The sequence below is a fragment of the Klebsiella sp. P1927 genome (assembly GCF_018204675.1).
Lineage (GTDB): Bacteria > Pseudomonadota > Gammaproteobacteria > Enterobacterales > Enterobacteriaceae > Klebsiella > Klebsiella pneumoniae.
The window spans coordinates 3,000,772-3,015,814 of the sequence record NZ_CP073377.1 but is presented as its reverse complement, the minus strand read 5'-3'; the positions used below and the strand labels follow the sequence as shown (position 1 = coordinate 3,015,814).

19 protein-coding genes are annotated in these 15,043 nt (G+C 54.1%); all 19 read left to right on the top strand.

What is annotated here, in order from left to right; translation table 11 throughout:
* Window positions 1-38 precede the first annotated feature (38 nt).
* Complete coding sequence (locus KB892_RS15335) at window positions 39-473, top strand: phage terminase small subunit P27 family (protein WP_012542168.1); 435 nt, start codon at window positions 39-41, stop codon at window positions 471-473.
* Entirely contained in the window at window positions 473-2,194 is a 1,722-nt protein-coding gene (locus tag KB892_RS15330; RefSeq protein WP_021462603.1) for a terminase large subunit, read from the top strand. The genes KB892_RS15335 and KB892_RS15330 overlap by 1 nt, the downstream gene beginning before the upstream one ends.
* Window positions 2,188-2,367, top strand: a complete 180-nt coding sequence (locus KB892_RS15325; RefSeq protein ID WP_017898992.1) for a hypothetical protein — start codon at window positions 2,188-2,190, stop codon at window positions 2,365-2,367. Before KB892_RS15330 ends, KB892_RS15325 begins: the two co-directional genes overlap by 7 nt.
* On the top strand, window positions 2,367-3,626 hold the full coding sequence (locus tag KB892_RS15320; RefSeq protein ID WP_023279520.1) for a phage portal protein: 1,260 nt from the start codon (window positions 2,367-2,369) through the stop codon (window positions 3,624-3,626). Before KB892_RS15325 ends, KB892_RS15320 begins: the two co-directional genes overlap by 1 nt.
* A 36-nt stretch (window positions 3,627-3,662) precedes the next feature.
* Window positions 3,663-4,583: a S49 family peptidase gene (locus KB892_RS15315; RefSeq protein WP_014907815.1), complete on the top strand. Its 921-nt coding sequence runs from the start codon at window positions 3,663-3,665 to the stop codon at window positions 4,581-4,583.
* Between the two features lie 77 nt (window positions 4,584-4,660).
* On the top strand, window positions 4,661-5,947 hold the full coding sequence (locus KB892_RS15310; RefSeq protein WP_023328094.1) for a phage major capsid protein: 1,287 nt from the start codon (window positions 4,661-4,663) through the stop codon (window positions 5,945-5,947).
* A 58-nt stretch (window positions 5,948-6,005) separates the two neighbouring features.
* Entirely contained in the window at window positions 6,006-6,266 is a 261-nt protein-coding gene (locus tag KB892_RS15305) for a hypothetical protein (protein WP_049010370.1), read from the top strand.
* The gene (locus KB892_RS15300; RefSeq protein ID WP_020317538.1) at window positions 6,247-6,564 is read left to right on the top strand and encodes a head-tail connector protein; all 318 of its coding nucleotides are present in this window, start codon (window positions 6,247-6,249) and stop codon (window positions 6,562-6,564) included. Before KB892_RS15305 ends, KB892_RS15300 begins: the two co-directional genes overlap by 20 nt.
* Entirely contained in the window at window positions 6,561-6,899 is a 339-nt protein-coding gene (locus KB892_RS15295) for a phage head completion protein (protein WP_023328092.1), read from the top strand. Before KB892_RS15300 ends, KB892_RS15295 begins: the two co-directional genes overlap by 4 nt.
* Window positions 6,880-7,269, top strand: coding sequence for a hypothetical protein (locus tag KB892_RS15290; protein WP_017880258.1), 390 nt, complete (start codon window positions 6,880-6,882; stop codon window positions 7,267-7,269). The genes KB892_RS15295 and KB892_RS15290 overlap by 20 nt, the downstream gene beginning before the upstream one ends.
* Window positions 7,270-7,274: 5 nt before the next feature.
* Window positions 7,275-7,667: an HK97-gp10 family putative phage morphogenesis protein gene (locus KB892_RS15285; protein WP_168895379.1), complete on the top strand. Its 393-nt coding sequence runs from the start codon at window positions 7,275-7,277 to the stop codon at window positions 7,665-7,667.
* Between the two features lie 31 nt (window positions 7,668-7,698).
* Entirely contained in the window at window positions 7,699-8,160 is a 462-nt protein-coding gene (locus tag KB892_RS15280) for a hypothetical protein (RefSeq protein WP_023328090.1), read from the top strand.
* 57 nt (window positions 8,161-8,217) lie between these two features.
* Complete coding sequence (locus KB892_RS15275; protein ID WP_014228914.1) at window positions 8,218-8,583, top strand: phage tail protein; 366 nt, start codon at window positions 8,218-8,220, stop codon at window positions 8,581-8,583.
* Between the two features lie 232 nt (window positions 8,584-8,815).
* Window positions 8,816-12,151, top strand: a complete 3,336-nt coding sequence (locus KB892_RS15270) for a phage tail tape measure protein (RefSeq protein WP_023328089.1) — start codon at window positions 8,816-8,818, stop codon at window positions 12,149-12,151.
* A complete protein-coding gene (locus KB892_RS15265; RefSeq protein ID WP_023328088.1) occupies window positions 12,151-12,489 on the top strand; it encodes a phage tail protein in 339 nt (112 codons plus the stop codon). Before KB892_RS15270 ends, KB892_RS15265 begins: the two co-directional genes overlap by 1 nt.
* Window positions 12,486-13,241 carry a phage minor tail protein L gene (locus KB892_RS15260; RefSeq protein ID WP_023328087.1) on the top strand — a complete coding sequence of 252 codons (756 nt, stop codon included), beginning with the start codon at window positions 12,486-12,488 and terminating at the stop codon, window positions 13,239-13,241. The genes KB892_RS15265 and KB892_RS15260 overlap by 4 nt, the downstream gene beginning before the upstream one ends.
* Before the next feature lies 1 nt (window position 13,242).
* Window positions 13,243-13,953 carry a C40 family peptidase gene (locus KB892_RS15255; protein WP_047666389.1) on the top strand — a complete coding sequence of 237 codons (711 nt, stop codon included), beginning with the start codon at window positions 13,243-13,245 and terminating at the stop codon, window positions 13,951-13,953.
* 41 nt (window positions 13,954-13,994) lie between these two features.
* A complete protein-coding gene (locus tag KB892_RS15250) occupies window positions 13,995-14,417 on the top strand; it encodes a hypothetical protein (protein WP_047666390.1) in 423 nt (140 codons plus the stop codon).
* A 26-nt stretch (window positions 14,418-14,443) separates the two neighbouring features.
* Window positions 14,444-15,037, top strand: a complete 594-nt coding sequence (locus tag KB892_RS15245; protein ID WP_023328085.1) for a tail assembly protein — start codon at window positions 14,444-14,446, stop codon at window positions 15,035-15,037.
* Window positions 15,038-15,043 lie beyond the last annotated feature (6 nt).

Here is a 15,043-nt window from a genome sequence, read left to right as displayed (position 1 = left end):
CTTTTTTCCGGAAGGTTTCATCTATCAAAGGAACGTTTATGGCCGGAGGAATTCGATCGTCCGGTGGTGGCCGAAAACCCACTTTACCCACCGGGCAAAAAAGCAAATTAACACGTATTGCGCCTCCCGCTGAGTTAATGGGGGAGGCGGCAATAAGAATGTGGAAGACGCAAAGCAAAATACTCATCGACCGAGGGGTGTTTGAGCTGGAGGACGCACCTTTGTTACTGGCTTACTGCAATGCTTTTCATCTGATGCTCGAAGCCGAAAAAATGCTGGCCAGCGGACTGACCTCAGAAAGTGAAATGGGGGGGCTGAAAAAACACCCTGCAGTTAATGTCCGGAATGACTCGGTTTCCCAGCTTGCCCGACTGGGCTCTCTGTTGGGGTTAGATCCGCTCAGTCGTCTTCGCATGACCAGCGGACAAAAGGATCCGGACGATGACGGGAATGAATTCGATGAGTTTGACTGATGGCAACCTATCCGAACGTCAATGCAGCGAACCAGTATGCGCGGGATATCGTTGGCGGGAAGATTCTGGCGTGTCAGTTAACGATACTTGCCTGTCAGCGACATCTGGACGACCTCGAACGAGCAAAGGATCCCCACTGGCCCTACCGCTTCGATAAAAACAAAGCAGAACGATTTCTTCGTTTTGCCCAGAAAATGCCTCATACCTCAGGGGAATGGGCCCGGCGTAAACTCCGGATTGAATTTGAAGCCTGGCAGAAGTTCGCTCTTGGCGTACCGTTTGGATGGGTACACAAGAAGACAGGCCTGCGTCGTTTCTCTGAAATCTATATCGAGGTGCCCAGGAAGAACGGGAAATCCGCTATTGCCGCTGCTGTAGGAAATTATATGTTTTGTGCAGATGGCGAGCATGGTGCAGAAGTCTATTGCGGCGCCACGACTGAAAAACAGGCATGGAAGGTATTTTCTCCGGCGCTGCAAATGGTGAAAAAGCTGCCGGCATTGCGGCAAAAATTCTCGATAAAACCCTGGGCAAAAAAAATGACGCGCCCTGACGGTTCGGTTTTTGCGCCTGTGATCGGTGACCCGGGGGATGGTGATTCGCCATCATGCGCCATCATTGATGAATATCACGAACATACTACTGATGCGCTTTACACCACCATGACCACCGGTATGGGGGCTCGTGAACAACCGATGACACTGATCATCACCACTGCCGGCTATGACATTACATCCCCTTGCTATGAAAAGCGTACTCAGGTTGTAGAGATCCTGCGGAGAACCCGTAATGGCGAGGAAAATGAAACCATATTTGGTCTGATTTATGGCCTTGATGACGATGATGACTGGACGACTCCTGAGGCATTAATCAAGGCAAACCCCAACTATGGCATTTCGGTAAAAGCAGATTTTCTCCGGGCTAAACAATTATTGGGTATGTCGACGCCCGGGCAGACAAACAAGATTCTGACCAAGCATTTCAATCGCTGGGTAAGCGCAAAATCAGCTTATTACGACCTGAGAAAATGGATGGATGCAGCCGATAAAAACCTTAAGTTGTCAGATTTTGAAGGGGAAGAATGCTGGCTGGGTATCGATCTGGCCTCGAAAGTTGACCTCAATGCCGTGGTTCCAGTTTTTCGTCGTGAAATAGACGGAATAACACATTTTTACTGTGTTTCTCCTCTGTTTTGGGCACCAGAAGAAACCATTTACTCGCAGGAGACCGCGCTGAAAAGTACCGCAGAACGTTATCAGTCCTTTGTCCGGCAGGGTAAGTTAATCCCGACCGATGGTGGCGAAGTTGATTACAGGCTGATATTTGAAACGATCCTGAAGCTGCGGAATACCGTAAAAATTGCCCAATGCCCCATTGATCCTTATGGCGCGACTTCATTACGTCACATGCTTGAGGAAGAGGGGCTTGAGCCTGTCGAGATAAGACAAAATTTTACCCATATGAGTGATCCTATGAGAGAGATTGAGGCTGCGCTCATCTCGGGGAGATTCCATCATGACGGACACCCTGTCATGAACTGGTGTATTTCCAATATCGTCGGCCAGTACCTTCCCGGAAGTGACGATATTGTGCGTCCCGGGAAAGAAGGGCGGCAGAACAAGATAGATGGTGCGGTTGGTTTAATGATGGGGCTGGGGCGCGCCATGCTTAACAGTTCAGTGATGACATCCGTATACGATGAGGAAGATATAGCATGCTAATTTCAGTTCTGAGTTTTATTGTCGGCCTCACTGGTGCTGGATTGTTATCCGCAGGTGCCTGGCTTATTTCTCCATCAGTGGGATTGATAACAGGAGGGATTATTTGTCTGGGCTGGTCATATATGACAACCCGGGCCTTTTCCTCCGGCGTCAGCAATGGCGGAGGTAAATAATGTTCCTACCCCAGATGTTCAGGGGCCGACAATACTCGGGTAATAGCTTCTGGGAAGCCATGCTGGGCGGGGTTCGTTCAAGCCAGAGCAAAACTGGCATCATAATCACGCCGGAAACCGCTCTTGGACTTTCAGCGGTCCGGGCCTGTGTCACCCTCCTGGCGGAGTCAGTCGCGCAGCTGCCGTGCGAACTTTACCGGCGGGATAAAAATGGCGGGCGCCAGCGTGCGACGGACCACCCGGTTTATGACCTGATTCACTCCCAGCCCAACAGGAAAGACACCTCATTCGAGTATTTCGAGCAGCAGCAGGGGTTGCTGGGGCTTGAGGGAAATTGCTACTCGATCATCGAACGGGACGGAAAAGGCTACCCGAAAGAGCTGATCCCCATTAACCCGAAAAAGGTCATTGTGCTGAAAGGGCCGGACGGTATGCCGTATTACGAACTCCCGGAAGTCGGTGAAATTCTGCCGATGCGCATGATGCACCATGTGAAGGTCTTTTCTCTGGATGGCTATATCGGCAGTTCCCCCATTCAGACGAACGCCGATGTCTTGGGGCTGAATCTGGCCGTTGAGGAGCATGCGGCAGCGACATTTCGGCGTGGGACAACGATGAGCGGGGTGATAGAGCGTCCGAAAGAGGCTGCGACCATTAAAAGCCAGGATGCTATTGATCGCCTGCTGGCGAAATGGACCGAACGCCATTCCGGTATTCACAATATGTTCTCTGTGGCACTGCTGCAGGAGGGCATGAGCTACAAACAACTGTCGCAGGATAACGAAAAGGCGCAGCTGCTACAGTCGCGGCAGTGGGGCGTGGAAGAGGTCTGCCGGCTCTATAAAATCCCGCCACATATGGTGCAGATGCTGGCGAAAGCGACCAACAACAACATCGAGCACCAGGGCCTGCAGTTCGTGATGTATACGCTGCTGGCCTGGCTGAAACGCCATGAGGGTGCGATGCAGCGCGATCTGCTTCTGCCCAGCGAACGCCGCGATTTGTACATCGAGTTCAACGTTTCCGGGCTGCTGCGAGGCGACCAGAAGTCACGCTATGAATCGTATGCGCTGGGCCGCCAGTGGGGATGGCTATCCACTAACGATATCCGGCGTATGGAGAATCTACCGCCAATTGCTGGCGGGGACAAATACCTGACGCCGCTCAATATGGTCGACAGCGCGAAGATCCTTCCTGGCGATAAGTCGCCGACAGCAAAACAGCTGGCCGAAATAGAATCCCTTCTGGCCAGAGCCTGATTATTTCCCGCCGCGCGGGATGACCTGGAAGACAACATGACAACGAAATTAATTAACCTGCCGCACCTGGCAGATATGGTCTTTGGCGTGCCGCATTACGTGACGCGGCAAACAATGGACTCCGTGAAAGCGGTGCTCATCCCCCGTATTCAGGGGATCACCGAAGATGCCGTCATTCAGATGGCGCTGAATCCGGGTAAATCACCTGCAGCTGAGCAGGTTCAGCCCACCGGCGGGGTGGCAGTGATCCCCGTTCACGGCATTCTTGTTCCACGCCGGGGGCAGATTACGGCGATGTGCTCCGAGCTGACCAGCTACGAGCGGATCCGCGGGCAGCTGCAGGCGGCATTAAACGACCCCTCAATCAGCGAAATCGTTCTGGATATTAACTCCGGCGGCGGCGCAGCGGTGGGGTGCAAGGAGCTGGCCGATTACATTTATCAGTCTCGCGACACGAAACCCATCACGGCGATTGTGAACTACAGCGCGTATTCCGCCGCGTATTTCATCGCATCGGCCTGCAGCAAAATCATCGTCAGCCAGACCAGTGGCGTGGGGTCGATTGGTGTGATCATGGAGCACCTCGATACGTCGAAGATGGAAGAAAAAATGGGGCTGACGTTCACCACCATTTACCGGGGAGATAACAAAAATAACGGCACCCAACATGAACCACTGAGTGAAGAGTCGCTGGGTATGTTCCAGGGCATGATCGACGAAATGTACGAGACGTTTACGGGGTCGGTGGCCGAATATCGCGGCCTGAATCAGCAGGCCGTCATTGATACGCAGGCGGGGCTGTATTTTGGCCCTGGCGCTGTGTCCGCCGGCCTGGCGGATGAAGTCTCTGACCCCCAGGCGGCGATCAATGCTATCGCGGCAAAGTATCAGCAACCCCGTCAAAAAACCTCCATTCAGATGCAGGCAGCCGCGATGGATCTGCAAACCAAAATGTAACCCGGCGCAACCATAAACCGCGTCACCTTAAGCAGCCAGCAGGCTGCTTTTTTTATGTCTAAAAAGAGAGAAATAAAATGCCACATATTGAAGAATTGCGTCGTAAGCGTGCGGGTATCAACGAACAGGTTCAGGCCCTGGCAACCATTGACGCCAGCGGCAGCACGCTGACTGCGGAGCAGCTGACGGAGTTTGCGAACCTGCAGCAGCAGTTCACTGATATCAGCGCCAAAATTGAACGCCTGGAAGCCGCCGAACGTGCTGCGGCGCTGGTCGCAAAACCCGTGAAAGCGACTCAGCAGGCCCCCGGCATTATTGTTAAGCAGGAGCCGAAACAGTACACCGGTGCTGGCATGACCCGACTGGTTATGTCTGTCGCCGCAGGCGCAGGGAATCTGCAGGACGCGGCAAAATTCGCTTCAGAAGAGCTGAATGACCAGTCCGTATCGATGGCCATTTCCACCGCAGCGGCGTCCGGGGGGGTGCTTATTCCGCAGAACCTCCACAGTGAGGTGATCGAGCTACTGAGCGACCGAACCATCGTCCGCAAGCTGGGTGCCCGTCCCGTTCCGCTGCCTAACGGTAATATGACGCTACCACGCGTGGCCGGTGGAGCAACGGCAAGCTACACAGGAGAAAACAAAGACGCCAAGACATCAGAAACACGCTTTGATGATGTAAAACTTACGGCGAAAACTCTGATTGCGATGGTGCCTATTTCCAATGCACTGATTGGCCGCGCCGGATTCAACGTCGAGCAGCTGGTCCTGCAGGATATTCTGACCGCCATCTCAGTGCGTGAGGATAAAGCCTTTATGCGCGATGACGGTACCGGCGATACACCGATTGGTATGAAGGCGCGCGCGACGCAGTGGAACCGCCTGCTGCCGTGGGAAGCTGATGCAGCGATCAACCTGAACACGGTTGACGAGTACCTGGACAAGATCATTTTGATGGCGATGGACGGCAACAGCAATATGATCAGCAGCGGCTGGGGCATGTCGAACCGTACCTATATGAAGTTGTTTGGGCTGCGTGACGGCAACGGCAACAAAGTCTATCCGGAAATGGCTCAGGGATTACTTAAAGGATATCCGGTTCAGCGTACCAGCGCGATCCCTGCGAATCTGGGGACCGGGGGTAAGGAGACTGAGATTTACTTTGCTGACTTCAATGATGTGGTTATTGCTGAAGACGGCAATATGAAAGTCGACTTCTCGAAGGAAGCCTCTTACATCGATGCCGATGGCACCCTGGTATCTGCGTTTTCCCGTAACCAGTCGCTAATCCGCGTTGTTACTGAGCATGATATTGGCTTCCGTCATCCGGAAGGCCTGGTGCTGGGTACCGGCGTCCTGTTCTAACCCATCCCTCAGTAAATACGGCCCGCATATGCGGGCTTTTCCCTTTCAGGAGAATGTTATGGCTGCGAAAAATAAAGCAGTGGAGCCGGAAGAAACGGTCGCACAGGACAACCATGCGACCGTGGTCGCACAGGCAGAGCGTAAATCCGTTGTGTTCCTTGGGCCGCACCACCGTTATTCCCGTGGAGATATCGCGTGCTTTGAAGGAACGCGCGCCGAAGAGCTGGTTAACCGGCGTATCGCGGTATGGCCGGAGGATGCCGAACGTGCGCTGAAACCGAAGCCGGGAGACAGCGATTTTGATACTGACATTGGATGATGTGAAAACCCAGCTACGCCTGGAACTGGATTTCACGGAGCACGACGCCATGCTCACGCAAATGGTGAACGCCGCGCAGCGGAGCATCGAGCGTGATTATTACTGCAAGCTGGTCACCAGTGATGAAGAGCTGCAGGCACTCCCGGAGACCGTCCGCGGATTTATCGCGGATGAAGATATCCGGCTGGCCATTCAGTTTCTGGTCAGCGATGCGTATCTGAATGGCCATACCGGACAGTGGCTGGAAACCGCTGCGGTGAGGCATCTTCTTTTCCCCCTGCAGGAGCATACGCTATGAGCCTGAAACCGGGTGATATGAACTGTCGCATTGCGATTAGCTACGTTCAGTCCGATCGGGGGCCGCTGGGCGAACCGCTACCGGAAAAGCAGGTTGAATCGGGAAAAGCGTGGGCGAAACGGGAGCTGGTATCGGGGCGGAAAGTCCGCACGCTGGATCAGCAGCAGGTGGTGGAAACCTGCCTGTTTACGGTCTATCCGGGTGTGCTGGTTGATATTGACTGGAAAATCACGACGAAAAATCTGGTTTATACCGTCCGGAATATCGACCGCAAAACGGACCGGATCATTATCACGGGGGAGGCTGACGGGCGGCATGATAGAGCTGGCGATTAAGGGTGCGCTGGAGCGCATCACCGGCATGAATGCGTATCCGCTTTTACTGCCGGACACGGTCCAGGAAGGAGCGACCTTTCAGCGTATCTCTGACCCGGAAATGGTCTCGGGAATGTTGCGAACGGGGATCGTATCTGCCCGTATCCAGGTGAATCTGTACCGTCTCGATGATTACACCTCACTGCTGCAGCTGGATAAAAAAATCTGGACGGAACTGAAGTCCGTCGTTCATGGCCAGCTGGAGGGTATTCCGGTTCAGTATGTGGAACGAGGCGGCATCCATCAGGATAAAAACCAGCTGACGAATCGTCGCATTCAGTATCGCCTGACCCGCGATTTCATCATTCACTACGTGGAGGACTCCTCGTGATCCGAATGGAAGTTAAAGGGCTGGATGAGCTGGAGCGGCAGTTAATGGCCCTGGGCGAAAAAGTGGCGACGAAGGTATTGCGGGATGCCGGGCGCGAAGCGCTAAAGGTCGTCGAGGAAGATATGAAGCAGCATGCCGGCTTTGACGAAACGTCTGCCGGGCTGCACATGCGGGACTCAATCAAAATCCGCTCTTCCACCCGCAAGGGTAAAGGGAACGCGGTTGTAACGCTCCGTGTCGGCCCCAGCAAGCAGCACCATATGAAGGCGCTGGCGCAGGAGTTTGGCACGGTTAAACAGGTTGCAGACCCCTTTATCCGACCCGCCCTGGATTACAACCTCCAGACCGTTTTGCGCGTGTTAACCGTGGAAATCCGAAACGGCATTGAAAACAGGTAGCATCCGCTGCCGTATAAAAAGAGAGAGAAACATGGCTGATAAAACTTCGCCTGAATATGCGATGTTGCCGGCGGGCACCATTGTGAAATACGGAGAGCCTGGCGCTGCCACGTCAGCGCTGAAACCGCTGATTAACTGTAAAGCGCTGGGTGCAATGGGGCAGACGGGGGGCTTTGTCGACTGCACCACGTTACTGGATAAGCAGAAACAGTCCATCAGCGATCTGCCTGACGGGCCTGAAAAGTCGCTGGGCTTCATTGATGATCCGGGCAATACCGATTTTGCCGCGCTGCTGAACGCAGCAGAGGCCCGCAAGACCATCCAGTTATACGTCGAATTACCCAACAAGCGAACAGCGACGATGCTCCTGGCGCTGTCCGGGTGGCAGATGAATGAAATCGCCGCTCCGGCGAATGAGGTCATCCAGATCACTGTTCAGGGTAAACAGAACAAGATCGCCTGGGGAACCGTCGCTGTCTCCGGCGGTGCCTGATTAACTTAACCTTTAAACAGCCACCTTCGGGTGGCTTTTTATTTTTAAGGACTACCTGTGAAAGATAAAGATTACCTGTCCACGCTGAAATCCGCGTTGCTTAAATCGGAGCCAACCGTCATTAAAACCGAGTTATTTGGCGCCACCGTATTCATCCGCCGCCTGACCGGGGATTACCTCATCAGCTACGAAGAGAAAATGGCTGAAACCGCAAAAGCTGGCGCAGCGCGCGAGGCATCGGAGCAAGTCATCCAGATCGTCATCGATGCACTGGTTCAGCCGGATGGAACGGCCATTCCGGATGAGTTTAAACCCACGGCAGCCGAACTGCTGAAGGCCCATGAAAACCCCGAACTGCTGGCCGCAGTGGAAAAAGTGAAGCAACACGCAATCGGCAAGCTGGAGGAAGCGGAAAAAAACTGAGTGACTCGCCCTGGCTGGAGCTTATCTTCTGGCTGGCCGACCGCTGGGGCGAGCCTGACCCATCCAAAATTGCCGCATTGCCGGCAAACACGCTGTACCACTGGCGAGCCTACTTCCTGAAACAGGGCATTTTCCGCCGTCCTGGCGATGAAAACGCGCCACCTACCGAAACCACACCTGCGCCATCCCGGGTCGATGATGAATGCGCGGCAGTCATGAGGGCGTTAATGTAATGGCAGACGTCGCATCTTTAGCGGTCGGGCTGCACCTGAACGCAGCCAGTTTTAAATCCCAGCTGCTGGGAGCGTATGGCGATGCGGAGAACCAGTCACGACGGTTTAACCGTAATGCCCAGGCGGACGCGAAAAAGACGGAGGACGCCTATAAGAAGGTCGGTCTGTCGATATCCGGGATGGCCAGCCGGCTGGCGGGGCTGGCAGGAGCCGGCCTTTCCATCGGCACGATCGTCACCACGTCCAGACAATATGGACAGGCATTATCAGACCTGCAGGCCATCACCGGTGCGACTGCAGCTGAAATGAAAGCGCTGGATCTGGCTGCGCAGGAAATGGGGCGCACGACAGAGTACAGCGCCAGCCAGGCCGCCGAAGCGTTAAAGCTGATGGCGTCGGCTAAACCGGAGCTTTTAAAAACGTCCGATGGACTGCAGAAGGCTACGAACAGCGCGCTTATCCTGGCGCAGGCCGCCGGCACAACGCTGCCCGATGCGACCAGAACGCTGGCGCTCTCCTTAAACCAGTACGGGGCGAGCGCGCAGGAAGCGGATCGTTATATCAACGTGCTGGCCGCCGGCGCGAAGTACGGGTCGTCGGAGATTGTTGATACGGCGGCTGCCATTAAAAATGGTGGCGTCGCAGCCGCACAGGCCGGCGTTGGTTTTGAGCAGCTGAATGCCGCGATTCAGGTGCTGGCAGAGCGTGAAATTAAAGGCGGTGAAGCCGGCACGGCGCTGCGTAACGTCATCCTGAACCTGGAAAAGGGCACAGACAAGAGCCTCAAGCCGTCCGTGGTTGGTCTCAGCCAGGCGCTGACCACTCTTTCCGGGAAAAATCTCTCCACGGCCCAGGCCGTAAAACTGTTTGGCGTGGAGAACCTGAATGCGGCGTCTATCCTGGTCCAGAACCGTTCAAAGCTTGATGAGCTGACCGCTTCCCTGACCGGTACCAAAACGGCGCATGAGCAGGCATCCATCAGGGTTAACAACCTGAACGGCGATTTGCTGGGGCTGAGCAGTGCGTTTGAGGGGATGGTCATTAAGATCGGCCAGAGCAGTAACGGGCCACTCCGCAGCGGGATTCAGGTTGCCACGGAGGCACTGAACAGCCTGGCAGACAATTTCAACACCGTCTCCAGCGTGGCGCTTTACAGCCTGATCCCCGTGTTATCCACGAAACTGACTGCAGGGCTGCGGGAGAATATCGCGGCCTGGCGGGAAAGCCAGGCGGCGGTAAAAGCGCGGGCGCAGGCTGATGCGGAGATCGCCCGCAAAACGCTGGATTCGACAACTGCCATCCTGAAACAGAACGACGCTGAGTTTGGCCACTACCGGCAGATGGAGCGGACGGCTAAACAGTACGGGATGAATATCAGTTACCAGGATGAGTTTACCCGGCTTATCCGGCAGGAAACTGAGCAAACGAACCTGGCCAGCCAGGCGAAACTGAAACTGGCGGCGGCAAACCGGCAATTGTCGATATCAGCCCGTGCGGCCTCCGTTGCGGTGGGCCTGGCAAGAGGCGCCCTGGCTTTTGTTGGTGGTCCGGTTGGCGCGGCGACGCTGGCTGGATCTGCATTACTATATTTCCATCAACAGGCAAAAGAAGCCCGGCAATCGGCCATTGATTTAAAAGATGCCGTAGTGGAAACCAGTGAAGCGCTGATGCGCCTCTCGCTTAACCAGTTAAATGTGAAGCAGTTCGACCTGGAGGATAAGTACGAAAACCAGGTCGTGCAGCGTAACCAGCTGATAAAAGAGATTCAGGATGCCGACAGTCGTATCGACAGCCTGAAAGGGTTTGACCCCTTCGGCCAGCTGGAAGGGGTGACAAAAGACCAGACGCGGGCGCGGGCGGATCTCGATAGCGTTAACGAGGGACTCCGCAAAACCGAGGAAAACATTAAGCGTGTCAGTGATGCAAAAACACTGGCTCAGCTGGGTTTGTCGGGAAAAATAACCTCCCTTACGGACGATCTGAAAGGAGCGTTAAGCACGCCCCCCAAAGAGACCGGAGATGGAAATCCCTGGGGCGGCGATGGCGGTACCGGCACGGGGAAAGGCAGTAAGTCCCAGGTCGACCAGTTCAAAACGCTGAGGCAGCAAATTGAAGAAGCCCATGCGTCCAGCCTGGCCAGAATTAACCTGCAGGAAAAGGACAGCAACAGGGAGCTGCAGGAAGCGGCGAAGAAAAATGGCGCCAGTGATGCTGACCTGCAGCGCGCGCTGTTAATGAATGCAGAGAACTACCAGAAACAGCGACTGGATCTGGCTGCGCAATATTCCCCCGCCCAGGAAACTCTGCGAAAAGAGCGGGAAGCCAGCCGGGACCTGGCTGAGCTTTTCAAAGCCCGCCTTCTTGATGAAAAAGAGTACCAGGCCGCACGAATAACGCTGGCCAGAGATACCGCGAAAGAGCTGCTGCAGGCGCATGCCGATGAAATCGCTGCGCCGGCACTGGATATCGCCGGCGAAGTTGATCCACTGGTCTCGCTGCGCAATCAGCTTGCTCAGCGGCAGGCATTGCTGCAGGCGTACTACCAGGGCAGCGCGATCAGCAAAGAACAGTACGAAATGCTGATGCAGAAGGCGACGAAAGAATCCGCCGATGCGCAGTATCAGACGTCACTGGAGTTATACCGATCACAGGGAGAATTCCAGAGCCTGGCCGTCGGGTTATTTGAAACGGCCCATGAGCGCTCAAGTAACTTCCTGACGAGCATGCTGACGCGGACGAGAAGCTTTAAGGAGAACATGGCTGACCTGTTTTCCTCGCTCACGCAGTCGATCATAAAAAACCTCGTTGATATGGCCGCTCAGGCGCTGGTCACCAGTTCTGTCATGCAAACCATTATGGGCGTGGTGGGCGTCGGGACCAGCGTTGTCACGGGCGCTGCGGGCGCAGGCTCGGGGACGGCGATCCAGAATGCCGCCAGTAACTTCCAGTTCAACGCCAAAGGCGGCGTTTACGACTCACCGTCGCTGAGCGCATACAGCAACCAGGTCTACGACTCTCCGCAGTTCTTCGCTTTCGCAAAAGGGGCCGGCGTATTTGGCGAGGCCGGGCCGGAGGCCATCATGCCGCTGACGCGTGCCGGCGATGGTTCGCTGGGTGTACGCGCTGTCGGTGGTGGTCAGAACGCCGGCGCGTCGGAAGGGCCAAAAGTCTATATCACGATTGAAGGCGGAAACACCTCAACGCAGGCGCCGTCTGGTTTTGAGCAGTTTGGCCAGCAGATCGGCTCGTTTGTGGAGAAAAAATACAGGGAGCTGATGGCGCAGGATATGCGCCCTGGCGGGATGGTCTGGAATGCAGTTAAAGGGCAACGTTGATGGCTATTGAGATATTCACCTGGAGTCCGCGGGTTAATCCCCAGCAGACCGTTAACTTTCGTGTCCGGAAGGCACAGTTCGGTGACGGGTATGCGCAGGTATGCGGTGATGGTATTAACACCCGATCACAGGACTGGGAGCTGAGTTTTGTCGGTACGGAGGACTATATCCGCCCGATTAAGCAGTTCCTCGACCGTCATGCCGGCACCCGCGCGTTTCAGTGGACCCCGCCTCTGGAAGAGGTGGGGCTTTACCGCTGCGAACAATATAAACCGGTGCCGCTGGGCGGCGGAAATTACTCACTTTCAGCCACTTTTATTCAGGCATTTAAACCATGAGCCTTAACGCGAATTATCAGAAGTTAGAGCCAGGCGATGAGGTTCGTCTCCTGGAGATCGATGGCCAGGCGTTTGGCCTGGATGAGGTTTTGTATTTCCACGGCTATAACGTTCCCCATACTGCAGCCGAAATCCTCTCCGCTGGCGGCGACCTGGATAAGCTGCCGGCGAAAAGCATCTGGTGGCAGGGGCGGGAGTATAAAGCCTGGCCATGTGAAATCGAAGGGATCGAGTCATCCACCACTGGCAGCGACGCGCAGCCAACGCTGCGGGTAGGGAACATCGACGGAAAGATATCCGCGCTCTGTCTTCATTACGACGATCTGGCTCTGGCGCGGGTTGTCATCCACGACACGCAAAAACAGTATCTCGATGCGAAGAACTTTCCGGACGGGAATGCCTCAGCTGATCCGACGCAGGAGAAACGGCGCCTTTTCTTCATTGACGTAAAGCATTATGAAGACGATGAGAAGGTGGAATTTACTCTCTCCAGCCCGTTTGCCCTGCAGGGGATGATGATCCCCACTCGCCAGCTGCATGCGATTTGTACCTGGTGTATCCGCAATCAGTACCGCAGTGGTAACGGGTGCGACTATGCCGGCACCCGATATTTTGACAGGAACAATCAGCCAGTTGATGACCCGTCGCAGGATGTCTGCAACGGAACGCTCACGGCCTGCAAATTACGTCATGGTGAGAATAGCGAACTGCCGTTTGGCGGGTTCCCCGGCACCTCATTAATCAGGAGCTGATATGCGTCAGAAAACGATTAAGGCCATCGAGGAACATGCGGCCGCAGAATATCCGCGCGAGGCCTGCGGCCTCGTCGCCCAGAGGGGGCGAGCGGAGCGTTATTTCCCCTGCCGGAACCTGGCCACAGAGTCGAAAGATAATTTTGTGCTGGCGCCGGAGGATTATGCGGAGGTTGAGGAATGGGGAACGATCACCGGTATTGTTCACAGCCATCCTGATGCCACCACCCAGCCAAGCGAACTGGATAAAGCACAATGCGACGCGACCCTTCTTCCCTGGCATATTATCAGCTGGCCAGAAGGCGATCTCCGTACCATCCACCCGCGTGGTGAGTTGCCGCTCCTCGAGCGACCATTCGTGCTGGGCCACTACGATTGCTGGGGCCTGGTGATGAGCTATTTTCGGCAAACCCACGGCATCGAGCTGCACGATTACCGCGTTGATTATCCGTGGTGGGAAAAGGAGTATCCGGACAATTTTTATCAGGACTGCTGGTATGAATGCGGGTTCCGTGAGTTTGATGGTCCACCGCAACCGGGTGACATGGTGATCATGCAGGTGCAGGCGGATAAGTGGAACCACGCCGGGATTCTGCTGGAAGGGAATATGCTGCTGCATCACCTGTATGGCCATCTCAGCAAGCGCGTGCCGTATGGTGGATACTGGATGGAAAGGACAATGAAAATCATCCGATACCATTCTCTGTGTTAATCTCTTGTGGAATTTTAACTATAAATCCAAGGGACACTGAAATGAAAAAAATAGCTCTAGCATTGGCAATTGTCACAGTAACAGGTTGTTCGACAAGAGTTGTACCTCCCAGCCAAGCTATTTCCGCCTCAAAAGAGCATGTTTTTAAATATCAAGAAAACGATGGTAATAACGGTAGCCTGACAATCGTTCGTGATTCAGGATTCGTGGGGGCAGGATGCTATGCAACAGTTTATTTGAATGGTGAGCGAGTAGCGAAACTGGATCCGAAAGAAAAAGCGACATTTTATTTATCAGAAGGAGAGTGGGCTGTCGGTGCTAATCTTGAAGGGAAAGGACTTTGCAGTTTAAACCGAGAGAGGCAAGAACGATTTTTCAATATTAAAGCTGGAGAGAAAAAAACAGCAAGAGTTTTTACGGATGCTAATGGCGATTTGGATATAAGGCCAACCACTATTAATTAACTAGTTTCCCACCAACTGGAGCTATTATGCAGGAAATAATGACAAGAATTGAGCTTTCTGGAATTCTTGGCAAAACTTTCGGGAAGATTCATCATCGGTTGATTTCAACAGTCCAAGAAGCAGGCATAGCGCTGGCTACCACCATCCCTGGATTTGAACATTTCATGAATAACAGCAAAGAAAAAGGATTGACCTTTGCTGTTTTCAAAGGAAAGAAAAATATCGGTAAGGATGATTTAGGATTTCCTGTTGGTGGTGAAGTCATCCGAATTGTTCCTGTTTTAATTGGTAGTAAAAAGGCGGGACTGCTTCAAACAATTCTTGGAGCAGTTATTATTGTTGCCTCTGCTGTCGGCTCTTACTTTGTTCCTGGCAACCCCGTGTCAGCATTTGGTTATAAAATGGGGGCTGCTATGATGCTCGGCGGCGTTGTTCAGATGCTCTCCCCACAGCCAGCAGGCCTGGCCCGAAAAGAATCCGCTGACAATAAAGCGTCCTACGCCTTTGGGGGCGTGACGAATACTGCCTCTCAGGGATACCCGGTCCCTTTGCTTTATGGCAAACGACGAATTGGCGGAGCCATTATATCTGCCGGTATTTACGTAGAAGACCAGCAATAAGTTTTA